21 protein-coding genes are annotated in these 24,434 nt (G+C 69.7%); 11 read left to right on the forward strand and 10 right to left on the reverse strand.

Annotation, left to right across the window (positions count from 1 at the left end; genetic code table 11):
- The first annotated feature begins 6 nt into the window (after positions 1–6).
- The 3 genes from AB0H64_RS36735 to ugpC are packed head-to-tail and all read left to right on the forward strand — an operon-like array spanning position 7 to position 2,987.
- Entirely contained in the window at positions 7–1,020 is a 1,014-nt protein-coding gene (locus tag AB0H64_RS36735; RefSeq protein ID WP_357634113.1) for an NAD(P)-dependent alcohol dehydrogenase, read from the forward strand.
- 4 nt (positions 1,021–1,024) lie between these two features.
- The gene (locus AB0H64_RS36740) at positions 1,025–1,861 is read left to right on the forward strand and encodes a DeoR/GlpR family DNA-binding transcription regulator (protein ID WP_357634116.1); all 837 of its coding nucleotides are present in this window, start codon (positions 1,025–1,027) and stop codon (positions 1,859–1,861) included.
- Positions 1,862–1,871: 10 nt separating this feature from the next.
- Entirely contained in the window at positions 1,872–2,987 is a 1,116-nt protein-coding gene (gene ugpC, locus AB0H64_RS36745; protein ID WP_357634118.1) for a sn-glycerol-3-phosphate ABC transporter ATP-binding protein UgpC, read from the forward strand.
- Between the two features lie 22 nt (positions 2,988–3,009).
- Here the strand turns inward: ugpC and AB0H64_RS36750 are convergent, their stop codons facing one another.
- The 5 genes from AB0H64_RS36750 to AB0H64_RS36770 form a co-directional block, all read right to left on the reverse strand.
- A complete protein-coding gene (locus AB0H64_RS36750; RefSeq protein ID WP_357634120.1) occupies positions 3,010–3,651 on the reverse strand; it encodes a TetR/AcrR family transcriptional regulator in 642 nt (213 codons plus the stop codon).
- Positions 3,652–3,777: 126 nt separating this feature from the next.
- Positions 3,778–5,433: a beta-xylosidase gene (locus AB0H64_RS36755; RefSeq protein ID WP_357634122.1), complete on the reverse strand. Its 1,656-nt coding sequence runs from the start codon at positions 5,431–5,433 to the stop codon at positions 3,778–3,780.
- A gap of 21 nt (positions 5,434–5,454) precedes the next feature.
- Positions 5,455–6,270, reverse strand: a complete 816-nt coding sequence (locus tag AB0H64_RS36760) for a carbohydrate ABC transporter permease (protein ID WP_357634125.1) — start codon at positions 6,268–6,270, stop codon at positions 5,455–5,457.
- An 88-nt stretch (positions 6,271–6,358) separates the two neighbouring features.
- Positions 6,359–7,297 (reverse strand): sugar ABC transporter permease, encoded by a 939-nt coding sequence (locus AB0H64_RS36765; RefSeq protein ID WP_357634127.1) that lies wholly within the window; start codon positions 7,295–7,297, stop codon positions 6,359–6,361.
- 89 nt (positions 7,298–7,386) lie between these two features.
- On the reverse strand, positions 7,387–8,700 hold the full coding sequence (locus AB0H64_RS36770) for a sugar ABC transporter substrate-binding protein (protein WP_357634129.1): 1,314 nt from the start codon (positions 8,698–8,700) through the stop codon (positions 7,387–7,389).
- A gap of 175 nt (positions 8,701–8,875) precedes the next feature.
- Between AB0H64_RS36770 and AB0H64_RS36775 the strand changes: the two genes are divergently transcribed.
- Positions 8,876–9,919, forward strand: coding sequence for a substrate-binding domain-containing protein (locus AB0H64_RS36775; protein WP_357634131.1), 1,044 nt, complete (start codon positions 8,876–8,878; stop codon positions 9,917–9,919).
- Between the two features lie 129 nt (positions 9,920–10,048).
- Here the strand turns inward: AB0H64_RS36775 and AB0H64_RS36780 are convergent, their stop codons facing one another.
- Both AB0H64_RS36780 and AB0H64_RS36785 read right to left on the reverse strand, forming a co-directional pair.
- A complete protein-coding gene (locus tag AB0H64_RS36780; RefSeq protein ID WP_357634134.1) occupies positions 10,049–11,029 on the reverse strand; it encodes an aldo/keto reductase in 981 nt (326 codons plus the stop codon).
- A gap of 112 nt (positions 11,030–11,141) precedes the next feature.
- A complete protein-coding gene (locus tag AB0H64_RS36785) occupies positions 11,142–11,987 on the reverse strand; it encodes an SDR family oxidoreductase (RefSeq protein ID WP_357634136.1) in 846 nt (281 codons plus the stop codon).
- Between the two features lie 150 nt (positions 11,988–12,137).
- On the opposite strand from AB0H64_RS36785, the gene AB0H64_RS36790 reads away from it, so the two are divergent.
- On the forward strand, positions 12,138–13,088 hold the full coding sequence (locus tag AB0H64_RS36790) for a helix-turn-helix transcriptional regulator (protein ID WP_357634137.1): 951 nt from the start codon (positions 12,138–12,140) through the stop codon (positions 13,086–13,088).
- A gap of 60 nt (positions 13,089–13,148) precedes the next feature.
- Here the strand turns inward: AB0H64_RS36790 and AB0H64_RS36795 are convergent, their stop codons facing one another.
- Positions 13,149–13,649 (reverse strand): NUDIX domain-containing protein, encoded by a 501-nt coding sequence (locus AB0H64_RS36795; RefSeq protein WP_357634139.1) that lies wholly within the window; start codon positions 13,647–13,649, stop codon positions 13,149–13,151.
- A 190-nt stretch (positions 13,650–13,839) separates the two neighbouring features.
- Here AB0H64_RS36795 and AB0H64_RS36800 point away from each other — a divergent pair, with 190 nt between their 5' ends.
- From AB0H64_RS36800 to AB0H64_RS36820, 5 genes are all read left to right on the forward strand, one after another.
- Complete coding sequence (locus AB0H64_RS36800; protein ID WP_357634141.1) at positions 13,840–14,829, forward strand: LacI family DNA-binding transcriptional regulator; 990 nt, start codon at positions 13,840–13,842, stop codon at positions 14,827–14,829.
- 94 nt (positions 14,830–14,923) lie between these two features.
- Complete coding sequence (locus AB0H64_RS36805; protein ID WP_357634144.1) at positions 14,924–16,288, forward strand: extracellular solute-binding protein; 1,365 nt, start codon at positions 14,924–14,926, stop codon at positions 16,286–16,288.
- A 5-nt stretch (positions 16,289–16,293) separates the two neighbouring features.
- Positions 16,294–17,172: a sugar ABC transporter permease gene (locus AB0H64_RS36810; RefSeq protein WP_357634147.1), complete on the forward strand. Its 879-nt coding sequence runs from the start codon at positions 16,294–16,296 to the stop codon at positions 17,170–17,172.
- Positions 17,169–18,098, forward strand: a complete 930-nt coding sequence (locus tag AB0H64_RS36815; RefSeq protein WP_357634149.1) for a carbohydrate ABC transporter permease — start codon at positions 17,169–17,171, stop codon at positions 18,096–18,098. Before AB0H64_RS36810 ends, AB0H64_RS36815 begins: the two co-directional genes overlap by 4 nt.
- Before the next feature lie 2 nt (positions 18,099–18,100).
- A complete protein-coding gene (locus AB0H64_RS36820) occupies positions 18,101–19,627 on the forward strand; it encodes an alpha-amylase family glycosyl hydrolase (protein ID WP_357634151.1) in 1,527 nt (508 codons plus the stop codon).
- Between the two features lie 20 nt (positions 19,628–19,647).
- Here the strand turns inward: AB0H64_RS36820 and AB0H64_RS36825 are convergent, their stop codons facing one another.
- Both AB0H64_RS36825 and AB0H64_RS36830 read right to left on the reverse strand, forming a co-directional pair.
- Positions 19,648–19,953, reverse strand: coding sequence for a hypothetical protein (locus AB0H64_RS36825; protein ID WP_357634154.1), 306 nt, complete (start codon positions 19,951–19,953; stop codon positions 19,648–19,650).
- Positions 19,954–20,037: 84 nt separating this feature from the next.
- The gene (locus AB0H64_RS36830; protein WP_357634156.1) at positions 20,038–20,487 is read right to left on the reverse strand and encodes a hypothetical protein; all 450 of its coding nucleotides are present in this window, start codon (positions 20,485–20,487) and stop codon (positions 20,038–20,040) included.
- Positions 20,488–20,916: 429 nt separating this feature from the next.
- Between AB0H64_RS36830 and AB0H64_RS36835 the strand changes: the two genes are divergently transcribed.
- On the forward strand, positions 20,917–24,390 hold the full coding sequence (locus AB0H64_RS36835; RefSeq protein WP_357634158.1) for a LamG-like jellyroll fold domain-containing protein: 3,474 nt from the start codon (positions 20,917–20,919) through the stop codon (positions 24,388–24,390).
- Positions 24,391–24,434 lie beyond the last annotated feature (44 nt).

Raw genomic sequence — 24,434 nt, forward strand, 5'->3', positions numbered from 1 at the left:
GGGGTCATGCGCGCAGCCGTGCTGCACGGGGTCGGCAAGATCGTCATGGAGGAGCGGCCCCGCCCCGAGCCGGGGCCCCGCCAGGTGCTCGTCCAGGTCACCTCGGTCGGCACCTGCGGCTCCGACGTGCACTACTACGAGCACGGGCGGATCGGTGACTTCGTCGTGCAGTCCCCGCTGGTGCTCGGCCACGAGCCGGCCGGGATCGTCGTGGAGACCGGGCCGAGGGCGGCCCGCCACCACCCGGGGCAGCGCGTCTCTCTGGAGCCGGGGATGCCCGACTTCACCTGCGCCCAGTGCCGGGCGGGCCGCTACAACCTCTGCCCGCGGATGCGCTTCTTCGGCACCCCGCCGATCGACGGCGCCTTCTGCGAGTACGTCGTCACGCACGAGGAGTTCGCCCACCCCATCCCCGACACCGTCTCCGACGACGCGGCCGCGCTGATCGAGCCGCTGTCGGTGGGGGTGTGGGCCTGCCTCAAGGCGCGGGTCGGGCCGGGCACCCGCGTGCTCGTCACCGGCGCCGGCCCCATCGGGCTGCTCTGCCTCCAGGCCGCGCGGGCCTTCGGCGCCACACAGATCATGGTCACCGACGTCAACCCCGCCCGGCTCGGGCGCGCCCGCGACCTGGGCGCCACCGCGACCCTCGACGTGCGCACCGAGAGCCTGACCGACGCCTTCTTCGAGCCGGACGCGCTGCTCGAATGCTCCGGCCACCCGGCCGCGACCGCGCAGGCCGTCCGCACGATGGCGCGGGCCGGGCGCGTGGTCCTCATCGGCATGGGCGGCGACGAGATCCCGCTGCCGCTGACGTACGTGCAGACGCGCGAGCTGGAGGTGACCGGCACCTTCCGGTACGCCAACACCTGGCCGCGGGCCGTCGCGCTGGCCGCCGCGGGCCGTGTCGAGCTGGACGCCCTGGTCACCGGCCACTACGGCCTGGACCGGGTCGAGGAGGCGCTCACGGCCGGCACGCGCGACCCCGAGCTGGTCAAGGCAGTGGTACGGCCGCAGGAGTGAGGACATGGCCAGGGCTCGGGCCACGACCGCCGGTCTCGAGGAGCGGAGGCGGGCGGTGCTCGCCCGCGTCGCGGAAAGGGGCGAGATGGGCATCGCCGAGCTGGCCGGCGAGTTCGGGGTCAGCGTGATGACCATGCACCGTGACCTGGACGCCCTGGCCGGCGGCGCGCTGCTGCGCAAGTCCCGCGGCCGCGCGGCGGCCGTCGCGGCCGTCACGATGGAGGTCGCGCCGGAGCTGCGCCGGCGGACGCGGCCGGCGGAGAAGGAGGCGCTGGCCGAGACCGCCCTGTGGGAGCTGCCGCCCCGGGGCGTGATCCTCATGGACGACTCGACCACCCTGTTCCCGCTGGCCCGGCGCCTCGACGAGCGCGGCGGCTACACGGTGGTGACCAACTCCGTCAGCGTCGCCCGCATCGTCGCGGCCACCCAGCACAGCCAGGCGATCCTGCTCGGCGGCGACTACGACGGCGCCTTCGACTCGACGACCGGGCCCGAGGTGTCCCGCGCCCTCCAGCGCATCCACGCCGACGTCGCCCTCATGTCGGCGGTGGCGATCACGCACGGCCGCCTCTACCACCCGGTCCAGAAGTACGCCGCCGTCAAGGAGGCCATGCTCGACACGGCCCAGCGGCACGTGCTGCTCGTCGACTCCTCCAAGTTCGGGCGGCACGCCCCCTTCAGCCACCGCGACGCGAGCGCGTACGACACGGTGATCACCGACAGCGGCGTGCCGCGCGAGGAGGAGCGGATCCTGCGCGAGCTGACCGGCCACGTCCTCGTCGTCGACGTCGAGCTCCGCCGGCCCGTCACCCTGACCGAACCTCTACCCGTGAGTCACTAAGGAGAGACCGATGGCCAAAGTTCTCTACGACGAGGCGACCCGCGTGTACCCGGGCACCGAGCGGCCCGCGGTGGACGCCCTCGACCTCGACATCAAGGACGGCGAGTTCCTGGTCCTCGTCGGCCCGTCCGGCTGCGGGAAGTCCACGTCGCTGCGTATGCTCGCCGGGCTCGAACGGGTCGACGGCGGCCACATCAGCATCGGCGAGCGGGACGTCACGCACCTGCCGCCGCGCGACCGGGACATCGCGATGGTGTTCCAGAACTACGCGCTCTATCCGCACATGTCGGTGGCCGACAACATGGGCTTCGCCCTGAGGGTGATGAAGACCCCCAAGGAGGAGCGCGACCGGCGGGTCCACGAGGCGGCCCGGCTGCTGGACCTGGAGGAGTTCCTCGACCGCAAGCCCAAGGCGCTGTCCGGCGGTCAGCGGCAGCGCGTGGCCATGGGCCGGGCGATCGTCCGTGAGCCGAAGGTGTTCCTCATGGACGAGCCGCTGTCGAACCTGGACGCCAAGCTGCGTGTGCAGACCCGCACCCAGATCGCCGCCCTGCAGCGCCGGCTCGGGGTGACGACGGTGTACGTGACCCACGACCAGGTCGAGGCCATGACGATGGGCGACCGGGTGGCCGTGCTCAAGGACGGCATCCTGCAGCAGGTGGACACGCCGCTGCGGCTCTACCAGCACCCGGCCAACGTCTTCGTCGCCGGCTTCATCGGCTCGCCGTCGATGAACCTGGCCGAGTTCCACGTCGAGGGCGAGGAGGCGGTGCTGGGCGCGCAGCGGATCCGGCTGAGCCGCGAGACGCTCCAGGAGCTGCGCAAGGAGGGCGGCGACCGCGTCATCCTGGGCTTCCGGCCCGAGGCGGTCGAGGTGACCGGCGACGGCGGGGCGGACCCGTCGACGTTCCCGATCACCGTCACCGTGGTCGAGGAGCTCGGCTCGGACGCCTTCCTCTACGGCGAGTACGCCGACGCCCGCGACCCGGCGCTGGCCGGTCAGACGGTCATCGCCCGGGTCGACCCGAACGCGCCACCGGCCAAGGGCGACCGCGTCAACCTGCGGATCGTGCCGGGCAAGGAGCGGCTGTTCTCGGTGGTCTCGGGCCGCTGCCTGCCCTCCTGAGCACGGCCGGGCTGACCCCGCCTCAGGCCTCCGGCGCGGGGTCGGGGGCGGGGGCGGTGAGCGGGTCGAAGCGGCGGATCAGCGCGACGGCGGCCTCGACCACGTCCCTGGCCTCGTCCTCGCTGTCGCAGGTGGCCACCTCGCGGGCGGCCTCGCCGATCACGCTGGTCAGCACCGCGACCGTGAGGCGGCCCATCGGCGTGTCGCCCGCGCCCAGCAGGACGGCGTTCTGCCGCACCCATTCCCGGCCGCGGGTGCGGCGGATCAGCTCGAAGCCGGGCGGTCCGTCGCCGTCCATGAAGAGCATGGCGAGGTCGCGCCGCGCCCACGACCCTTCGAGGAACGCGCGGGCTCCGATGATGAACAGCTCGACGGGGTCGCGGACGCCCGCCTTCCGCGCCGCGGCCACGCTGGAGGCGGCGGCCTCCTCGTGGGCGGCCTGGTGCTCCTCGAACAGCGCGAGGAAGAGCTCGGTCTTGCCGCCGAAGTGGTGGTAGAGGCTGCCCACGCTGGAGCCGGCACGGGAGACCACGTGGGAGACGTTGGCGTCGGCGAAGCCGTGCTCGGAGAAGACCTCGCGGGCCGCCTGGAGCATGCCCCTGCGGGTCTGGGCGGTGCGGCTCCACTCCCACGACCCGCCCTTGCCCGTGGACCTGCGCGCCATGGTGGCTCCTTCGCGTGCGGGGACGGCCCCATGGTACCTCCACATTTCTAGAAATGTGTTCTAAACGCAGGGTCGACCCCACTGGTGCGCGGGCCCGTCCGGAGCCGATTCCCAGCGGTGGTGCGGTCAGGCCGATTGCCGCAGCGACATCACCGCCCAGGGCGCGAGCTCGACGTCGAGGTCGAGCACGCCGTCGTCGGGCACGGTCAGCGTGAATCTGAGCAGCGAGTCGGCGACTCTGCTCAGGTACTCGCTCTGTTCCTTCGACAGATTGAGGGGGGACCCGAGTCGGTGCCAGGCTTCGGCGGCGTTCCCGTGCTCCCAGTCCACGATCTCGACGAGGAACGTCGTGCCGGGCTCCAGCCCGCCGATCTCGTGCTGGATCCTGCGGCTCGGCCCCAGCTCGGCCAGCGCGCGTGCCGCCGGGTACGAGCTCGCCGAGCCGACGCCCTTCATGGCCATGTCCTCGGGATAGTTGTGGAACACCGCCGACACGGCCGACGTCCGGCTGTCACGGGTCACGACGCCGTCGGGCGTCGCGAGGAGCAGCCGGTCGCCGAGCCGCCCCAGCATCGTGAACGCGTGGAACGTGGGTTTGTGGATGCCGCCCTCGTTCACCAGGCCGAACCCGCCGTGGAACGGTCCGATACCGGCGCCTCCCTCCTCGAACACGTCTGTGAAGGTCCAATAGGAGATGGAGTCGGCGAGGGTGGCGCATTTCAGGTACGACCTCGTGATGGAGGTCGCCGCGAACGGCGTGTCGTGGATGAAGTCGCGGGCCGACGGCGACGTCGACCACTCGGTGATGTGGATCTCCGCCTCGGGATACGCGCTGTTCTTCACGAGCTCGCGCAGGACGGTCAGGTCGTCGAACGTGGCATCGGCGTACCGGGTGATGTGCACGGCCTCGCCGTTGGCGCCGTACGCGAAGTCGGTGGGGTACAGGTGTGTCGAGATGAAGTCGATCGGGAGCTCGCGTTCCCCGCACCAGGCGATGAAGTCCTCGATCCAGACCGGGCGCCAGTCGAGCGCGTCCACGTCGGTCGCGGCAGCCGTCGCGAGCGTCGCGGAGCGGTCCTCGGTCTCGCCCTTGTAGCGGTCGTCGGGCACGAAGACGCTGGTTGCGGGCCCGCCCACTTTCAAGGCCGGATCGATCTTCTTGATCGCCCGGACGGTCTGCTCGTAGAGCTCGAAGTACTCGGTCTTCGTGCCGGTCCAGAAGTGGGGAACCAGGTTCGGTTCATTCCACACCTCGAAGCGCCATTCCCGCACCTCGTCGAGCCCGTACCGGTCGATCCAGTGCTCGACCGATCTCGTGACCAGCTCGACCCAGCGCGCCATGTCCTTGGGCGGGCTGCAGTGAGCGCCCCACCAGAACACGGTCCCGGTCTGTGTCGCCAACTCCCGCGGCATGAAGCCCAGCTCGACGAAGGGACGGACCCCGCAGTCCACAAGGAAGTCGAACACCTTGTCCACATAGCTGAACGTGTACACGGGCGAGGCAAGGGGCGTGTCCGGGCCGAAACCGCCGCCGTAACTCTCCCGGTACACGAACATGTCGTCATGAAAGACGCCGTGAAAGCGGACATATCGGACGCCGAGTGCGGAGACGGCCTCGGCGAACTGCTGCTGCCAGTCCGCGCGCAATGCCTCGTTCGCCCGCCCGGCGCCGATGCATCTGCTCCAGACATGCGGGAGCACACGCTCCTCGCGCGGCTCACCGTCGATCAGGTATCGGGACTCGCTCTTCATGGCCTCACCGTTCTTCACGAAATCGTTCAAGGAAGGAAAGGGACGACAGTTCTAGCCCTTGACGGCGCCCAGTGACAGGCCCGACTGCCAGTACCGCTGCAGGCCGAGGAACGCGATGATCAACGGGACGATCGTCAGCAGCGCGGAGGTGATCACGAGGTTCTGGACGAGGGCGCCGTTCCCGGCCGTCGAGCCCAGCTTGTTCCACTGGTTGATGCCGACGGTCAGCGGATACCAGTCGGGATCCTTGAGCATGATCAACGGAAGGAAGTAGTTGTTCCAGATCGAGACGAACGAGAAGAGCAGGACCGTCACGCTCGCCGGCGCGAGCAGCGGGAGCGCGATCTGGAGGAAGGTCCTGAACTCCCCGGCGCCGTCGATCTTCGCGGCCTCGAGCAGGCCGGTCGGCACGGCTTCGGCCGTGAACACCCAGATCAGGTACAACCCGAACGGGTTGATGAAGGACGGAATGAGAATCGCCCACGGGGTGTCGGTCATGCCGAGCTGCGCGAACAACAGGAACTGCGGGATCGCCAGGGCGATGCCGGGCACCGAGATCGACCCCAGCACGACCAGGAGGAACACCCGCTTGCCGGTGAAGTCGAGCTTCGCCAGGGCGTACCCGCCGAGGGCGGCCAGGAAGGTCGACACGGTCGCACCCACGACGACGTAGAGAACGGTGTTGAGCAGCCACCGGGAGAAGATCCCGTCCTGGTAGCTGAACACCTCCACGACGTTGTCCCAGAGGGCGAACTCCCGGCCGGGAGCGAGCCCGAACGACGACACGAAGTCGGCTTGCGACTTGGTCGCGTTGATCACCAGCCACACCAGCGGCAACAGGCAGTACAGGGTGAACAGGCCCGTCATCACGGTGAGAGTCGTGCTCTTCCGGGGATTGCCCACCGTGTGGAGCCGGTCCCCGCGACCGGAGGTCTGCCGGGCCCCGCCCGGCCGGCTAGTGGTCCGACGCATTGCGCAACCCCCTGATCTGGACGGCGTAGGCGACGGCGATCGTGATCGCTGCCATGACGAGTGCGAGTGCTGCCGCGTAGCCCTGCTGGGACCCGGTGAACGCCAGGTTGTAGGCGTAAAGGTTGGGCGTGTAGAAGGTGGTGACGCCGCTGTTGGCCACCATCGAGGGCAGGATCTGCGGCTCGTTGAACATCTGGAACGTGCCGATGATCGAGAAGATGACCGTGACGACCAGCGAGCCGCGCAGCGCCGGCAGCTTGATCCCGCGGACGATCTGGAGCTCGTTCGCTCCGTCGATCGCCGCCGCCTCGTACAGCTCGCGCGGGACGGCCTTGAGCGCGGCGTAGAAGATGAGCATGTTGAAGCCGGTGAACGCCCACGTCACCATCACCCCGATGGAGATGAGCGTGGTGTCGGGAGCGAAGGGGTCGAAGTCCGTGCCCAGGGCCTTGTTGAGGCTGCCGAACAGGCCGTACTTGATGCCCAGCAGGAAGCCCCACATGAGCGTCGCCACGATCGCCGGCACCGCGTAGGGCAGGAAGACCGTCACCCGCAGGAACCTGGTGCCGTGCAGGCGCAGGGAGTCCAGCGCGAGCGCCAGCGCCATGGCGAAGACCAGCATGACCGGCACCTGGACGAGCGTGAACCCGAAGACGCGCACCACGCCGTCCCAGAACTGCGGATCCTGGAACAGCTTGCCGTAGTTGGCGAACCCGACGAACGTGTTGCCCCCGACGAGCTTGTCCTGGAAGAAGCTGAGGTAGGCGGCGTACAGGATGGGCACGACGAACACGAGCGCGAACAGTGCCCCGAAGGGCGCGATGAAGGCCAGCCCGATCTGTGACTTGCGGCGCTTGCGGGCCGGCGCCGGATGCCGTCTCGCGTCCGGCAATGCCATGGCCGAAGCGGTTGCCTGGTCCATGTCGTGTTCCTTCCGATCCCCTTGTGATGCCCGGCTGGTTCGGGTGGGGCCGCCACCGAGCGCGGGACGGCCCCCCCGATGCGGAGCCACTAGTCCACCTGGAAGCCCTGCTCGTTGCCGTACTGGATGCAACGCTGCCGCCACTGCTCGAGGATCTCGGCGAGCGAGCCCTTGCCCGTGGTGTAGAACGGCGAAGCCAGGTCGCCGTAGATCGAGCGTGCCCATTCGAAGAACGGCGGGTACTGCCAGCCGCTCCCGACGATCTCCGAGGCCTCGGCCAGCACGGCGCCGACCTTCTGCTCGCCGAAGTACGTGTTGGGCTTGCTCTGGAACGCCTTGTCGTTCAGCACCGACATGTTGGGCACGAAGGCGCCCGCGTCGACGCGGGACGAGAGACCGCCGCCGTGCGTGAAGTACTCGAGGAACTTGAAGGCCGCTTCCTTGTGCTCGGCCGCGGCCGGGATGCCGAAGGAGCTTCCGCCGTTCGCCGCTCCGACCTTGTCGCCCTGCTGCCACTCCGGCATCAGGGCGACCCTGAAGTCACCGGCGGCCTTCGGCGCGCGCTCGGGCAGCGTCGAGGTCAGCCAGCCGCCCATGGTCTGGGTGGCGAGGGTTCCGTCGTTGAGCGCCCGGTTCCAGTCGTCGGACCATCCCGTGATCTTGGTGTTGATCAGGCCCTCGTTGAGCATCTTCTGCCAGAAGGCCACGGCCTTGGTCGTGCCGGCGTCCTTGAAGTCGATGTGCACCTTGTTGCCGTCGACCTTGAACGGGCGGCCGCCGGCCTGCCAGATGAGCGAGAGCAGGAAGAAGATGTCGCCCGTGTCCTGCGCGATGTAGTAGTCGTCGCCGAGGGCGTGGATCTTCTTGGCGGCCTCGTAGTACGCGTCCCAGGTGGCCGGGGGCTCCTTGATGCCGGCCTTCTTGAGCGTGGCCGCGTTGTAGAACATCGCTGACGGACCGTAGTCGGAGGGCAGCGCGTAGACCTTGCCGTTGACCGTCACGTCGCTCCACGCGGCCGGGACGTAGTCCTGCTTGAGCTTGTCCACGCCGAACTCCCCGAGGTCGGCGAGCTTGCCGGGAACGGCGAAGTAGGGCACCGCGAAGTACTCGAACATCACGAGGTCGGGTACGCCGGAACCGGCCTGGATGGCGTTGTCGAGCGCCTTGTACTCGTCCTGGGACGAGCCCCCGTTGACGACCTCGACCTTGATGTTCGGGTTCGCGGCCTGGAACCCGGGAACGGCCCGTTCGACGGTGCCGTCCCAGCTCCAGACCTTGATCTTCACCTGCTCGTCACCACCACCGCCACCGCCGCCGCCGGCCGCGCTGCCGCTGCATGCGGACAGCGCGAGCATCGGCACGAGTACCCCGGCAAGAAGCCTGACCCTCTGGGAGAGCCGCATGGGCCTCTCCTCTCGTCCTGAGCTGGTTACGAAAATATTTCGCAACTTGTTCGTTGTTGCGAGGACATTAGGTGGGGGGTTTGTCCCGTGTCAACAAACGAACCATCGAGAAACTCTGGCGAGAAGGGTTCGTGGTAGGTTTCGAAATAATTTCGTAGCCTCGAAGGGAGACCTGATGCGACGGCGAGGTCGTTCGGAGCGAGCCACCTTGGCGGACGTCGCCCGGCTGGCCGGCGTCTCGCCCGCGACCGCCTCGAAGGTCCTCAACGGCCGCAGCGATGTGGGGGCGAAGACGCGCGACCTGGTGCTCAGAGCCATGGCCGAGACCGGCTACAAGCCGACGGCGGTGCGACACGAACCGCCACAGGGCCGCACCCTCGTCACCGTGCTCGACATCGTGGAGTCCCGTTATGCCGGAACGGTGCTCCAGGGAATCCTCATGGCCGCGACGTCCGCGCAGGCCGAGCTCCTCCTCCGCCTGCCGCCCGACGAGCCGATCAGCACGAGCCGCACGGCGGCCCGGACCTGGATGGAGCAGCAGAGGGCGTCCGGCGTCGTCGGCATCATCGCGCTCGCCGTCGCCGTGCCCGACCCGGTGCTCCTCGCCGCCGAGGATCTCGAGATGCCCGTGGTGACGATCGACCCGATCGACACGACCGAATCACGTCTCGTCAGCATCGGCTCCACGAACTGGGCGGGTGGCCGCTCGGCGACGGAGCACGTCATCAAGCTCGGTCACCGGAGGATCGCCTGGATCGGCGGACCGCTGGGCTCGGCCCCCTCGCTGGAACGCTTCCACGGGTACCAGGCCGCGCTCGACTCGGCCGGCATCACGCCGGACCGCACGCTGATCCACCACGAGGCGTTCTCCGTCGAGGCCGGGCAGCGGCACGGCCATGACATCCTCGCGCTCGACGAGCGGCCGACCGCGATCGTCGCGGGCAACGACGAGATCGCCGTCGGGGTCCTCGCCGCGGCCAAGGAACTCGGCATCTCCGTCCCCGGCGAGTTGTCGGTCACCGGGTTCGACGACACGCCGCAGACCCAGTGGACCACGCCCCGGCTCACGTCCGTCCGGCAGCCCCTCGTCGGCATGGGCCGGATGGCCGTCGAGACGATCCTCGGCATGGCGGACGGCGTGCAACCTGCCTCCCGGCACCTCCAGCTGGCGACGACCCTCAGCGTCCGCGACTCCACGGGCCCAGCCCCGTCATCCTGATCCGGGAGCACCCGATCCGGTCCGGCAGCGTGTGCGCGTGGCGTCGGCCGATGATCTCCAGTTCGGCGAGCCCGAACAGCTCCTGAGAGCGCTGCCGCCACCCGTGCCGAGCAGGTGCGCCGCCTGCGGTCACCGGTCGATGCTGGCCATGTTCGCCTCGTCATGGCGCTCGCCCGCGGCCGGAGTGAGGTTGTCCAAGCGGTCGAGCTGAGCGGCGCTGAGTTCGATGCCGTCGGCGGCGGTGTTCTCTTCGACGCGCGAGACCCGCCGCGTTCCGGGGATCGGGGCGATGTCGTCGCCGCGGGTCAGCAGCCACGCCAGCGCGGTCTGTGCCGGGGTGGCGCCGATCTCGGCGCCGATGGCCGCTACTTCGTCGACGATGCGCAGGTTGCGCTGGAAGTTCTCTCCGGTGAACCGCGGGTTGGACTTGCGCCAGTCATCGTCGGCGAAGTCCTCGACAGTGCGGATCCGGCCGGTCAGCAGGCCGTGGCCGAGCGGGGAGTAGGGCACGAACCCGATGCCGAGCTCGCGCAGCAGCGGGAGGATCTCGGCCTCGACGTCGCGGGTCCAGAGAGAGTATTCCGTCTGGAGCGCGGCCACCGGATGCACGGTGTGCGCACGGCGGATCGTCTCGGGGCCGGCCTCCGAGATCCCGATGTGGAGCACCTTGCCTTCGGCGACCAGCTCGGCCAGCGCGCCGACGGTCTCCTCCATGGGCGTGTTCGGGTCGACGCGATGCTGGTAGTAGAGGTCGATGTGGTCGGTGCCGAGCCGTTTGAGCGAGCCTTCGACCGCGGCCTTCACGTTGCCGGCGCTGCTGTCGATCACGCCGGGGCCGCCGCCGGAGTGGGAGACCAGGCCGAACTTCGTCGCCACGACGACGTCGTCGCGCCGGCCCTTGATGGCCTTGCCGACGATTTCCTCGCTGTGGAAGGGGCCGTAGATCTCGGCGGTGTCGATGTGGGTGACGCCGAGGTCCAGCGCCCGGTGGATGGTGCGGATCGACTCGGCGTCATCGAGCCCCCCGCCCGTGGTGTAGGTGCCGGCCATGGTCATGGCTCCCAGGCCGATGCGGGAGACATCAAGCCCGCCCAGTGATACGTGCTTCATCAGGTACTCCTTGTCGTTGCGGTCGTCAGACCCGGTCGGTGGTCTTCTGGCGTCCGGCATGGTCCGGGAACGCCTCGACGGCTCAAGCCCACCACGCGGCCTTGCGGGTCGCTCAGGCGTGGGTGTCGTCGTAGGCCAGATCGCCGCCCAGCGCGCGTGAGGCCCCGGCCTGGGCGAGGAGTTCCCGAGCCTTGGCCTCGACGGCCTCGATGGCGTCCGCGCCGGCGACGAAGCGCTGCGGGGGCTTGTCCTGGTCGATGATGGTGAGCAGGGCGCGGGCGAGTTTGGCGGGGTCGCCGGGCTGCCGGCCGTTCATGTTCTTCAGGCCCTCGATCCTCGGGGCGGTGCGCGGGGCGTAGTCGTCGATGGACAGCTCGGGCCAGGTGGTGGAGCCGTCCACGAGGAGTTCGGTGCGGAAGTAGCCGGGTTCCACGACCGTGGTGTGGATGTCGTACGGCTCGACGTCGTGGCGAAGGGACTCCATCCAGCCCTCTTCTGCGAACTTGGAGGCGGCGTAGGCGGCGGTGAATTCCATGCCGACCAGGCCGGCGGTCGAGGTGATGGTGATGACGTGGCCGGCGCGCTGCCGGCGCATGAGGGGCAGGACGGCGCGGGTGACGTTCATCGGGCCGAAGAGGTTGGTCTCGAACTGCTGGCGCATCTGCGCGGGCGAGATCTCCTCGAAGTAGCCGGTGAAGAGGCTCCCGGCGTTGTTGATCAGGACGTCGACGTGGCCGAAGCGGTCGACGGCGGCCCGGGTGGCGGCCTGGGCGTCCTCGAGGCTGGTGACGTCGAGCTTGGTGACCAGGAGGTCGTCCTGCGGTCCGCCCAGGGTCTTCTCGACCTCCTCGGGGCGGCGGCCGGTGGCGACGACCTGGTGGCCGGCGGCGAGGGCCTCGCGGGCGATGTCCGTGCCGAGACCCCGTCCGGCGCCGGTGACGAGAATGACCTTGCTCATGGGTTCCCTCCTCGGGTGCCGTGGCCCGGCACCCGGTGTGTGCGGTGCACCATCAACAGAACCGGTTGCCGCGGCAGTGTGGGAGTCCCTGATGAGGGGGTCACTGAGAGGGACCCCCAGGCAGAGGGAAGCGCCCGTAGAGTGGAGCACATGGCAGGCGGAAACGGCCCTGACGACACCAATCGCGACGTTCGTGGTGATTTTCGGGCGGAGATCCGTGAATTCCTGGGCACACGACGGGCCAAGGTCACCCCCGAGCAGGCCGGACTGCCCGCCTACGGCGGAGAGCGTCGGCGGGTCGCCGGGCTGCGCCGCGAGGAGGTGGCCCTGCTCGCGGGCATCTCCAGCGAGTACTACACCCGGCTGGAGCGCGGCGACGCCACCGGCGTCTCCGAGAGCGTCTTCGAGGGCATCGTGCGAGCGCTGCAGCTCGACGAGGCCGAGCGGACCCACCTGCTCGACCTCCTGCGCGGCGCCGGCACGACCCGTCCGCCGCGCCGCCGGCCGGCTCAGCAGCGCGTCCGGCCCGCGGTGCAGCGCGTCCTGGACTCCATGACCGGCACGCCCGCGTTCGTCCTCAACGGGCGCGGGGACATCCTGGCCGCCAACCCCCTTGGGCGCGCTCTGTTCTCCCCGGTCTACGCCGACCCGGCGCGGCCGCCCAACAACGCCAGGTTCGTCTTTCTCGACCCGTGCGCGACCGAGTTCTTCCGCGACTGGGACAAGGTCGCCAACGACACGGTCGCCATGCTGCGCGCCGAGGCCGGCCGCGATCTCCACGACCGGCGGCTGACGGACCTGATCGGGGAACTGTCCACCCGCAGCGAGGGCTTCCGTCGCCGCTGGGCGGCCCACAACGTCCGGATCCACACCACCGGCGTGAAGCTCCTCCATCACCCGGTCGTCGGCGACCTCGACCTGCCGTTCGAGACCTTCCCCCTGGGCACCCACCCCAGCCAGTTCCTCCTCACCTACACGGCCGAGCCCGCGTCGCGTTCGCAGGACGCCCTGAACCTGCTGGCCAGTTGGGCCGCGACCAACGGTGACATCGACGAGTACGCGTCGGCCAACGACGCCGAGTCGGCCGAGACTCCCGACTGACGGCCGGCACACTGCGCACCGCACTCGGGCGAACACGTGGAAGACCAGGCGCCGGCGCGCTCACGAGCTTCTCGTTTCGCGGCGCGGACGGGAGGTCAGGCGGACCGGGCCATCGCTTGCGACGGGCGCGGCCAGGAGATGCGCGCTGGCCGGAAAGAGCGGGGCGGGCAGCCGATCGGGGTGGAACCAGCGCCAGCCGGTGAATCGATGCGGTTCGGTGACGGTGGGCACTCCCTGCCCGGCCTGCATGGTGACGGCCGCCGTGACACGGATCATGGTGTCGGTGGGGTGGTCGAGGAGCACAGCCCGAACGTGTGGGCTATGGGCGTCGGTGATGCCCGTCTCCTCGGCGAGCTCGCGTACGGCGGCGGCCACGAAGTCTTCGCCCGGTTCCAGGGCGCCCCCCGGCAGGCACCAGCAGGCGGGCACCCCGGGCTCGATGCGGTGACCGAGCAGGAGCTGGCCGTCCGGGTTGGTGAGGATGACGCCGACACCGACCAGGTAGGCGGCGGACACGGCATGCGTTGAGGACATCGGGTGGGCTCCCAGCAGGTCGATCAAGATCGAGGACCGCGCATATAGCCCAAGATATCTGAGTGATCATTCCCGCGCGGAGAGTGTGCCGTGGGCGTCGATCCGGGCGGTTACGTCGGCGGGGTCGCCGTCGAGCGGCAGCGAGACGAATCGGGCCTCGGCCACGCACTACGTAAGTGGTTGCAAGAATTTGCGTGATCCGCCGTATAGTTTGCGTATGACGCGACGACTGGCAGACGTGGCCAAGAAGGTCGGGGTGAGCGAGGCGACCGTGAGCCGCGTGCTCAACGGCAAGCCCGGCGTGTCCGGCGCCACCCGGGAGGCCGTGCTGACGGCGCTCGACGTGCTCGGCTACGAGCGGCCCACCCAGTTGCGCGGCGACCGGGCCCGCCTGGTGGGGCTGGTGCTGCCGGAGCTGCAGAATCCGATCTTCCCGGCCTTCGCCGAGGTCGTGGGCGGGGCGCTGGCCCAGCAGGGGTTCACCTCCGTGCTGTGCACCAGGACGGTCGGCGGCGTCTCCGAGGCCGACTACGTCGACCTGCTGCTCCAGCAGCAGGTCAGCGGCGTGGTCTTCGCCGGCGGCCTGTACGCCCAGGCCGACGCCTCGCACGGGCACTACGAGCTGCTGCACGAGCGCAAGCTGCCCACGGTCCTGGTGAACGCGGCCGTGGAGCGGCTGGACTTCCCGCAGGTGTCCTGCGACGACGTGGTGGCCGCCGAGATCGCCCTGGCCCACCTGCGGGCGCTCGGCCACGAGCGCGTCGGCCTGCTGCTGGGCCCGAAGGACCACATCCCGTCACGGCGCAAGCTGGAGACCTTCCAGGCGGGCGGCGGCGACCCGGCGCTGGTGGAGCACACGATGTTCTCGCTGGAGGGCGGCCACGCGGCGGCCGCCCGGCTGGTGGCGCGCGGCGTGACCGGCGTGATCTGCGCCAGCGACCTGCTGGCGCTGGGCGCGGTCCGGGCGGTGCGGCGCGCCGGGATGTCCGTGCCCGCCGACGTCTCGGTCATCGGCTTCGACGACTCGGCGCTGATGAACTGCACCGACCCGCCGCTCACCACCGTGCGCCAGCCGATCGACGCCATGGGGCGGGCCGCCGTGGACCTGCTGGTCGCGCAGATCGACAAGGCCGTGGTGCCCGCCGACGAGCTGCTGTACGAGCCGGAGCTGGTGGTACGGGCGTCCGCGGCCCGCGTACGTGCGTGATGGAGTCGTTATCTTGCAATAGTCAGTCGGGATATTGCAGTGCACGGTCGACGATCCTATGGTGTGGGCACCTCGCACCAGAAGGGTCGAACCCATGCAGACATTCACCGGGCAGAAAGCGGCAAGGCTCTTACTGGCCACCGTGCTCACCCTCTCCGCCACGGCGTGCGGCGGCGGCGATCCCGCCGAGCCCAGCCCGGGCGGCGCCGCGCCGGTGACGATCACGGTCGCGTGCCGGCCCGCGAAGTCCGCGCCCAAGGAGCGCGCCGCCTGGGACGACGACGTCGCCGCGTTCATGAAGGCGCACCCGGGCGTGACGGTCAGGAGCACCGACCAGCAGCCGTGCTTCGACCCCAAGACGTTCGGGCCGAAGCTGGCGGGCGGCCAGATGGAGACCGCCTTCGTGGTGCCGGTGACCAACTACGCCGACGTCATCGGCAAGGGCCAGGCGCTGGACGTCTCCCCGCACACGAGCCTGATCAAGAACTGGAACGACCTGCGCGCCGACGTCCGCGAGCTGGTGACCAAGGACGGCAAGGTGTACGGCGTCCCCAACGTCCACTACAGCGTCGGCCTCGTCTACAACCGCAAGCTGTTCGCCCAGGCCGGGCTCGACCCGGACACGCCGCCCGCCACCTGGGCCGAGATCCGCGAGGCCGCCAGGAAGATCGCCGGCCTGGGCCCCGGCTACGTCGGCTACGGCGAGTACTCCGGAGGCAACACCGGCGGCTGGCACTTCACCCAGGCCCTCTACGGCCGCGGCGGCGCCGTCCTCACCGACGACGGCAAGAAGGCCGCGTTCAACTCGCCCGAGGGCCGCGCCGTCCTGCAGACCCTGCACGACATGCGCTGGACCGACGACAGCATGGGCAGCCGGCTGCTGGTCGGCTGGGAGTCGCTGATGATGGCGATGGGCAGCGGCAAGGTCGGCATGATGCTCGGCGCCCCCGACGTGGTCACCGACGTCGTCAACAAGTTCAGGGGCAACGTCGCCGACTACGGCATCACCGGCTTCCCCGAGGCCAAGGCGTCGCTCAGCGGCGGCGAGGCGTTCATGATCAACCCCAGGGCCACCCCCGAGCAGGCCAGGGCCGCCGTGCAGTGGCTCGACTTCCGCTACAACACCGTCGGCAAGGGACGCTTCGACTTCGCCCGCGGCAAGGCCCTCGGCAACCCCGTCGGCGTGCCCGACAACGACGTCTACGGCGACTCGCCCACCGGCAGGGCCATCCAGGCCGACCGGGAGAAGAACGCCACCCTGCCGGTCGCCAACTACGCGCCGTACGTGGCCGCCGCCTCCTCCGTGCCGCCCAAGGCCGAGCCCGCCCACGCCCAGGAGCTGTACGCGATCCTCGACGTGGTCATGTCCGGAGTGCTCAGCCGCCGCGAGGCCGACCCCGGCAAGCTGCTCGCCGACGCGGAGGCCAAGGCCGACGCGCTGCTGCCCGCCAAGGGCTGACCCGCGTGGGAGTCCTGAGACGCAACCTCACGGCCTATGGGTTCCTGTGCGCGGCGCTGGCCTGCTTCGCGGTGTTCGCCTGGTACCCCATGGTCAGGGAGTTCGTGCTGAGCTTCCAGCGGACCAACCTGGTCGATCCGCCTGCCTGGGTGGGCCTGGACAACTTCCGGGCGGTCTTCCAGGACCCGGCGTTCGGCACGGCCTGGCTGAACACCCTGCAGTTCACGGTGCTCGCGCTGGTCTGCGGCTACGCCGTGCCGTTCGTCACCGCGCTGGTGCTCAACGAGCTCCGTCACGCCCGGGGCTACCTGCGGTTCGTCGTCTACCTGCCGGTCATGCTGCCGCCGATCGTGGCGGTGCTGCTGTTCAGATGGTTCTACGACCCCGGCCCCGGGCTGTTCAACCAGCTCCTCGACCTCGTCCACCTGCCCCCGCTGGCCTGGCTGGACTCCTCCTCCACCGCCCTGATCTCCCTCGTCCTCGTCTCGACGTGGATGAACATGGGCAGCGCCACGCTCATCTACCTGGCGGCCCTGCAGAACATCCCGCCCGAGCTGTACGAGGCGGCCGAGCTGGACGGGGCCGGCATCCTCGCCCGCATCAGGCACGTCACGATCCCGCAGACCCGGCTCATCCTGCTGCTCATGCTGATGCTGCAGATCGTGGCCACCATGCAGGTCTTCATCGAGCCGTACATGCTGACCGGCGGCGGCCCGGAGAACTCCACGGTCACCGTCGCCTACCTGATGTACCAGTTCGCGTTCACCTACGGCGACGGGTACGGCCAGGCCGGGGCGCTGGGCATGATGCTCATGCTGGCGCTGCTCATCTTCGCGGCGTTCCAGCTCCGGCTCACCCGCGACGACCGGGGGGAGAGCGCATGATCTCCATCGGGGCCCGCGCCGCCGCGGGCCGGGCGCGCGGGCGGAGGCGGCCCAGGCCGATCGAGGTGCGCTTCCGGACCATCGTCTCGCCGCAGCAGCTCAACAGCCGGTGGGGGCGGCGCGTCTACTGGGCCGTCCTGCTCACGGTGCTGGCCGGCTCCACCCTCGCCTTCGTCCTCCCGCTGTACTGGATGGTCACCGGCGCGATGAAGACCGGCGAGGAGCTGGCCCGGATGCCGCCCACCGTGGTGCCCGAGGCGCCCACGCTGGACGCCTTCGCCGAGGCGTGGGAGCTGTTCGACATCGGGCTGCTGCTGCGCAACACCGCGTTCTACGCGCTGGGCGGCTGGCTGGTCTCGATGGCGGTCGACGTCAGCGCGGCCTACGCGCTGTCGAAGCTGCGCCCGGCGTTCGGCAACGTGGTGCTGGGCGCCATGCTGGCGACGCTCATGGTGCCGCCCATGGTGGTGCTGATCCCGCTGTACGTCACGGTCGCCGACCTCGGGCTGCTCAACGACCCGTGGGGCCTGTGGCTGCCCGCGGCGGCCAACGGGTTCAACATCTTCCTGCTCAAGCGCTTCTTCGACTCCATACCGAGGGAGCTGATCGAGGCGGCGCGCATCGACGGCGCCGGGCCGCTGCGGGTGCTGTGGTCCGTGGTGCTGCCGGTGTCGCGGCCGATTCTCGGCGTGGTCTCCATCTTCACGATCGTCGCCTCGTTCAAGGATTTCGTCTGGCCGCTGCTGGTCATGACGGAGAGCGACAGGATGACCGTCAGCGTCGGCCTGTCGCAGACGGCCGGAGCGGTGTCACAGAACGCGATCATGGCCGGGCTCGTCATCGCGAGTGTCCCGACGATCATCGTGTTCTTCTTCTTCCAACGGCACATCATGGCGGGCCTGACCGCCGGAAGCATCAAAGGATGAGCATGTCGCGAACGTGGTGGCGGGGGGCCGCGATCTACCAGGTGTACCTGCGCAGCTTCGCCGACGGCAACGGTGACGGCTGCGGGGACCTGGCCGGGCTGCGCTCCCGCCTCGGGTACCTCAAGGACCTCGGCGTCGACGCCCTCTGGCTGAATCCGTGGTACCCGTCGCCGATGGCCGACGGCGGCTACGACGTGGCCGACTACCGGGACATCGAGCCGGCCTTCGGCACCCTGGCCGAGGCGGAGGCGTTCATCGCCGAGGCGCACGAGCACGGGATCAGGGTCATCATCGACGTCGTGCCGAACCACGGCTCCACCGCCAGCGCCTGGTTCCAGGAGGCGCTGGCCGACCCCCGGACCAGGGACCGGTTCTGGTTCCGGGACGAGCCGAACGGCTGGTCGTCGATCTTCGGCGGGCCGGCGTGGACGCGGGTGCCCGACGGGCAGTGGTACCTGCACCTGTTCGCCCCGGAGCAGCCCGACTTCAACTGGGACAACCCGGAGGTGCACCAGGAGTTCGAGGACGTGCTGCGCTTCTGGTTCGACCGGGGCGTGGACGGCGTCCGCGTCGACTCGGCCGCGCTGCTGTACAAGTCGGACGACGCGTACGAGGACCTGGACGGCGTGCACGAGGTGTACCGGCGCTGGCGCCGGATCGCCGACGAGTACGGCGAGCGGGTGCTGATCGGCGAGGTGTGGCTGCCCGACCAGGAGCGCCTCGCCCGCTACCTGCGGCCCGACGAGCTGCACACGGCCTTCAACTTCGACTTCCTGTCCTGCCCGTGGGACCCGGCGGAGCTGCGCCGGGTGATCGACCTGACGCTGGCCACGCACGTGCCGATCGGCGCCCCGCCGACGTGGGTCCTGTCCAACCACGACGTCACCCGCCCCGTGACCCGGTACGGCCGGGCCGACACGGGCTTCCAGCACGGCGGCCGGCTGCACGGCAGCCCCACGGACCTGGAGCTGGGACGGCGCCGGGCCAGGGCGGCGGCGCTGCTGGCGATGGCGCTGCCCGGAGGCGTCTACGTCTACCAGGGCGAGGAGCTCGGGCTCCCGGAGGTGGAGGACCTGCCCGACGAGGCGCGGCAGGACCCCATGTTCGCCAGGTCGGGCGGCGCCAACCCGGGCCGGGACGGCTGCCGCGTGCCGCTGCCCTGGTCGGGGGAGGAGCCGCCGTTCGGCTTCGGCGGTCCCGGCCCGTCCGCCCCGCCGTGGCTGCCGCAGCCGGAGAGCTGGCGCAAGCTCACGGCGCAGGCGCAGCTCGCCGACCTGGACTCGATGCTCACCCTCTACCGCTCGGCGCTGCGGCTGCGCCGTGACCTGCTCGGCGACGGCACGCTGACCTGGCTGCCGCCGGGCGGGGACGTGCTGGCCTTCCGGCGCGACTCGGGCCTGGTGTGCGTGTCGAACCTGGGCCCGGCCCCGGTGCCGCTCCCGCCGGGCGAGGTCGTGCTGGCCAGCGGCTCCGTGGAGGGGGGAGCGCTGCCGCCCGACACGACCGCCTGGCTGGCCCCGCCGGTGTGACGTCTCGATCGGGGTGACGGTCAGCGGACGTCGAAAGCGGTGTCCATGCCCAGGGCCCGGTGGTCGTCCACCGGGCACCACACCTCGTATCGGCCCGGCAGGAGGGCGACGCTGAGCAGCGTCCCCTCCCCGGGTGTGATCGTCTCCGACCGCCGCACGCCGCTGATGCCGGGGCCGGCGATCGCCATGGCGTGCGCCGACTCGCCCTCGTTGCTCAGCCGGAACGTGTAGGAGCCGGACGTCAGGTCGTGCCGGGGCAGGGTGAAGGAGAAGTCGTCCATGGTCACGTCCACCCTGGTGACCTCGGCGGCGGCCGTGGCGGGCACCCGGGCCGTACACGGATCGGCTCGCGTCCCGGTTCACTGCGCGCGGGGCGCGTCACGCGCTCACCCGGGGCGGGGGTCGCCTGCCTAGCAGGAACGGCTCGGCGACAATTTCTTGGTGGCGGAATAGAGACCCGCCGCGCCAGGATTCCCGTCCGAATAGGTCCAGGTCGCCCAGGCATACGTCATGTACTTGTAGCAGAGCCTCTCCGGTACGGGATGTATCCACTTCTGAACGTAACCGTACCGCGAGACGCCTACGGTTCCCCAGGAGACGGACTTCTTGTCCGCCACGTGCCACCCTGATTTGAACTGATACAGCTTCACGCCGACGCGAACGTTACGCACCCGGCCCTTGCAGCTCGCCGAGTTGGTGGCCACGACGCTGTAGTGGCTCTCCACGCGGGGTGTGAACGGTACGACCGAGCAGCCCGACTTCGCCGCCATGGCGGGCGCCGGCGAAAGAACGGACGTGGCGGCGGCCGCCGCCACAGCCACCGTGAAAAGCCCTCGCGACAGACGCGATCTCCTGGTCATGACCAGCCTCCTCCTCGGACGTGCAGACTTGCTTCTGCGCCTGGATGTATTCGTTCAGGATCGTGGACCGACAAAAGGCACCCTGCCGGAAACCGCGGGTGTGCAAAAGCCTTTGCATCTGAATGCAAACAGCCAGGAACAGTTGCCGGCACCCGTACCGTGCCCGGCTGAACCGCCGCCGCGAAGGCGTACAAGAGCCAGGCGCCGCTGATCGCGCGGCGGACGGGGTGCCGCTACCAGGGCATTTGCATCCAGATGCAAACAATTGCCCCCTCATTGGCTCACGCCGAAAATGATCGCGTATTGAGATCACCGGCACTCTCGGGGACTTGACCTGCGTGCATGAGGGCGGCAGGCGCCCTCGCAAACGCGGCGGGAACCGACGGGTGCTCCGTGAACACGCGATCACGCAGACGCCCTGGAGGCTTGATGCGCCGTTCCCCCCGCGGGTTGTCCCTCGCCGCGGTCATGTCGTTACTGGCCGGTTCACTCGTGGCCGGTGGTGTCCTCACCAGCGGGGACACCGCAGCTGCGGCGGTCACAGGTGATCCACCGGCGCAGACGGAGCAGGAGGCGCTGGAGCGGGCCCACCGCGGTAAGCAGCGGGTGGAGGCGCTGTCCCTGCGTACAGAGAACCGCCAGGTGTTCGCCAACCCCGACGGCTCGTTCACCTCGGAGACCTCGGCCCTGCCCGAGCGGGTGCGCAGGGAAGGCGGCTGGACCGACGTCGACACCACCTTGACCTTCGCGCCGGACGGAACGGTGAAGACCGTGGCCACCCCGCTGGAGCTGACGTTCTCCGGCGGCGGGACGGCCCCGCTGGCCCGGCTGGGGGAGGCCGGACGCTCGGTCGAGATGAGCTGGCCGGGAAACCTGCCGAAACCGGCGCTCAAGGGGAGCACCGCGACGTACGGCGAGGTGCTTTCGGGTGTCGATCTGAGGGTGACCGCGTCGGTGCTCGGCTTCTCCGAGGTGCTGGTGGTCAAGAACAAGGAGGCGGCGGCCAACCCCGCGCTGGCCAAGCTCGTCTTCGGCATGCGGGCGAACGGTCTGGCGGTGCGCAGGACGGCGACCGGCGGTCTGAGCGCGGTCAACGACCAGGGAATCGAGATGTTCCACTCGCCGGCGCCGCGCATGTGGGACTCCTCCGGATCCGCCGCCCGCTCGTCCCTGGCCACAGGTCCGGAACGCGAGGCGCGGCAGGCCGTCATGGGCGTCGAGGTGGCCCAGAACCAGATCGCGCTCACGCCGGACCGGAACCTGCTGAGCGCTCCCGACACCACCTACCCGGTCTACATCGATCCCCAGTGGTCGGGATCGAAGCTGCACTGGACCTACGTCGACAAGTCCTATCCGTCCGAGTCGTACTGGGATTCCACCCACACCCCCGAGATCGGGTACTACGGCGGCGGGGTGAAGCGGTCGTTCTTCCGCATGGACTCCGACAACGTCAACGGCAAGCACATCCTGAAGGCCACGTTCCGGATGACCCAGAACAAGTCATGGGGGTGCACCGACAACCCGCAGGCGGCGCAGCTCTGGCTGACCGGCGGGATATCCACGTCCACGACCTGGAGCCACCAGCCGTCCTGGGCCGACCACCTGGACAGCGTCGCCTCCGACGCCGGCTACAACTCCTCCTGCCCCGACAAGGGCATCGAGTTCGACGTCACCGGCGCGATCGTCAAAGCCGCCAAGAACGGCTGGTCGAACACGACCTTCGGGCTGCGGGACTACAACGACGACGCGGGGAGCGTGTGGGGCTGGAAGGGCTTCAGCGGCTCGCCGAAGCTCGTGGTCGACTACAACACCCCGCCCGCCGCGCCGTCCGGAGTCGGCACCTACCCGGGCACGCCGTGCGTCACGGGCGCCGGCCGGCCGTCAGTGAACGCCGGGGACGCCCAGAACCCGATCAAGCTCAAGGCGAAGATCTACGACCCGGACAAGGCGAACGACGGCGTGCGCGCCGAGTTCATGATGAACCGCTACAACGCCTCCACCGGCGCGTGGGAGAGCGTCACCTCCTCACTGCCCGCGGGCGGCAAGACGGCCTACAAGTACACGACCACGGCCACCGACCACGAGATCACGCTGTCCGCTCTGGTCACGGGCGAGACCTACTCGTACAGAGTGCGGGCCTTCGACGGCACCGACGCCAGCGCGTGGAGCGCGTGGTGCGAGTTCACGGTCGACACGGTCGACCCGGCGAAGCTCCCCAAGGTCACCTCCCCTGACTATCCGGCGGGCACGCCAGACGACTGGAAGGGCGGCGTCGGCGCGGCCGGCGGGTTCACCCTCGCCCCTGGTGACGGCGAGAGCGATGTGACGCGCTTCAGGTACGCGCTCGACGACCCCAGCCTCGCCACGGCCGCGACCCAGGTCAGCGTCCCCGCCGGGCAGACCTCGGTGACCGTGCGGGTCGCGCCGCGTCATGACTGGCTGAACACGCTGTACGTCTACCCCGTCGACACGGCGGGCAACGTGGGCAAGACCCCCGCCGTCTACAGCTTCTACGTCAAAGCCGGTAAGGACGCGATCGGCCAGTGGCACCTGGACGAGACGTCCGGCGCCACCGCCGCCGACTCGGCCGAGAGCCCGCACCCGGTGACGCTGGCCGGTACCACCGGCTGGACGGGCGGGCGGGTGAAGGGCGCACTGCACCTCGACGGCTCCACCGGCTACGGCGCCACCAGCGGCCCCGTGGTGCACACCGACAGGGGCATGTCGGTCTCCGCGTGGGTACGCCTGAACGACAACTCCAAGAACTCCACGGTGGTGAGCCAGGTCGGCAACAGGGGCGCCGGCTTCCAGCTGTACTACTCCTGGGGCTACAAGCGCTGGATCTTCAACAAGTACGACGCGGACAAGGACAACCCCGCGATCGCCCGGGCCTTCAGCGACGCAGAACCGCAGGTCGGCGTGTGGACCCACCTGGTCGGCGTCTACGACGCCCCGGCCAGGCAGCTCCGCCTCTACGTGAACGGCATCCGCCAGTCCACCCCCGCCGCCTACACCTACACGCCCTGGGACGCCACCGGCCCGCTGCAGGTCGGACGGGTCAAGGCCAACGGGACCTTCCAGGAGAACTTCGCCGGCGACATCGACGAGGTGAAGGTCTGGGACCGGATCCTGTCCGACGACCCCCGCACCGTGAACGACTCGGCACTCGGCAACGAGATCGCCGCCATGGCCAAGCAGCCGCCCGCCCAGCTCGGCCGCTGGATGTTCGACGAGGGGACGGGCACCACCGCGGCCGACTCGTCCGGCTACGCCAGGACCGCGACGCTCAAGGGGAACGCGGGCTGGTCGGGCGACGGCTTCGACGGCTCGAACGTGCTGAGCCTCAACGGCACCACGGCGTACGCGACCACCGCGTCCGCTCCGCTGCGGACCGACCACAGCTACACCGTGACGGCCCGGGTACGCCTGACGGGCGACGACAGCTGCGCCGTGCCGGGCCAGAACATGACCATGGTCAGCCAGGACGGCGACAAGTTCAGCGGCTTCTACCTCGGCTACCGCTGGTTCCTCGACAACGGGCAGAAGGTCTACCACTGGTCGTTCGCCACGACGAGCGAGGACGCCGGCACCGAGGTGATGACGCAGACCAAGTCGGTCGACGTGGTCGACTGCATGTCGCTGAACACCTGGACACACCTGGCCGGCGTGTACGACGAGGTCGCCAAGGAGCTCCGGCTGTACGTCAACGGCCAGCTCGCCGACGTGCGGCCCTTCGCGACGGCCTGGAACGCCGGCGGCCCGCTCGAGATCGGCCGCCCGAAGTACAAGGGCGACGTCGTCGACTACTTCACCGGCGATGTGGACGACGTCCAGACCTACGCCGGGACTCTCACTGACCGGCAGATCGTCAGCCTCGCCATGGGTCAGCCGCTGGACGGCTGAGCAAGCCGAGTTTCCGCCCCCCTTGCACCGACGTTCATCCGGAG

Origin of the sequence: Nonomuraea sp. NPDC050733 (genome assembly GCF_040654215.1) — a bacterium.
Lineage (GTDB): Bacteria > Actinomycetota > Actinomycetes > Streptosporangiales > Streptosporangiaceae > Nonomuraea.

Excerpts from the sequence above, each read along its gene's own strand:
- AB0H64_RS36735 (WP_357634113.1), top strand. The coding sequence starts at position 7 with ATGCGCGCAGCCGTGCTGCACGGGGTCGGCAAGATCGTCATGGAGGAG.
- AB0H64_RS36740 (WP_357634116.1), top strand. The coding sequence starts at position 1,025 with ATGGCCAGGGCTCGGGCCACGACCGCCGGTCTCGAGGAGCGGAGGCGG.
- ugpC (WP_357634118.1), top strand. The coding sequence starts at position 1,872 with ATGGCCAAAGTTCTCTACGACGAGGCGACCCGCGTGTACCCGGGCACC.
- AB0H64_RS36750 (WP_357634120.1), bottom strand. The coding sequence starts at position 3,651 with ATGGCGCGCAGGTCCACGGGCAAGGGCGGGTCGTGGGAGTGGAGCCGC.
- AB0H64_RS36760 (WP_357634125.1), bottom strand. The coding sequence starts at position 6,270 with ATGACGGGCCTGTTCACCCTGTACTGCCTGTTGCCGCTGGTGTGGCTG.
- AB0H64_RS36765 (WP_357634127.1), bottom strand. The coding sequence starts at position 7,297 with ATGGACCAGGCAACCGCTTCGGCCATGGCATTGCCGGACGCGAGACGG.
- AB0H64_RS36770 (WP_357634129.1), bottom strand. The coding sequence starts at position 8,700 with ATGCGGCTCTCCCAGAGGGTCAGGCTTCTTGCCGGGGTACTCGTGCCG.
- AB0H64_RS36775 (WP_357634131.1), top strand. The coding sequence starts at position 8,876 with ATGCGACGGCGAGGTCGTTCGGAGCGAGCCACCTTGGCGGACGTCGCC.
- AB0H64_RS36780 (WP_357634134.1), bottom strand. The coding sequence starts at position 11,029 with ATGAAGCACGTATCACTGGGCGGGCTTGATGTCTCCCGCATCGGCCTG.
- AB0H64_RS36785 (WP_357634136.1), bottom strand. The coding sequence starts at position 11,987 with ATGAGCAAGGTCATTCTCGTCACCGGCGCCGGACGGGGTCTCGGCACG.
- AB0H64_RS36790 (WP_357634137.1), top strand. The coding sequence starts at position 12,138 with ATGGCAGGCGGAAACGGCCCTGACGACACCAATCGCGACGTTCGTGGT.
- AB0H64_RS36800 (WP_357634141.1), top strand. The coding sequence starts at position 13,840 with ATGACGCGACGACTGGCAGACGTGGCCAAGAAGGTCGGGGTGAGCGAG.
- AB0H64_RS36805 (WP_357634144.1), top strand. The coding sequence starts at position 14,924 with ATGCAGACATTCACCGGGCAGAAAGCGGCAAGGCTCTTACTGGCCACC.
- AB0H64_RS36815 (WP_357634149.1), top strand. The coding sequence starts at position 17,169 with ATGATCTCCATCGGGGCCCGCGCCGCCGCGGGCCGGGCGCGCGGGCGG.
- AB0H64_RS36820 (WP_357634151.1), top strand. The coding sequence starts at position 18,101 with ATGTCGCGAACGTGGTGGCGGGGGGCCGCGATCTACCAGGTGTACCTG.
- AB0H64_RS36830 (WP_357634156.1), bottom strand. The coding sequence starts at position 20,487 with ATGACCAGGAGATCGCGTCTGTCGCGAGGGCTTTTCACGGTGGCTGTG.
- AB0H64_RS36835 (WP_357634158.1), top strand. The coding sequence starts at position 20,917 with ATGCGCCGTTCCCCCCGCGGGTTGTCCCTCGCCGCGGTCATGTCGTTA.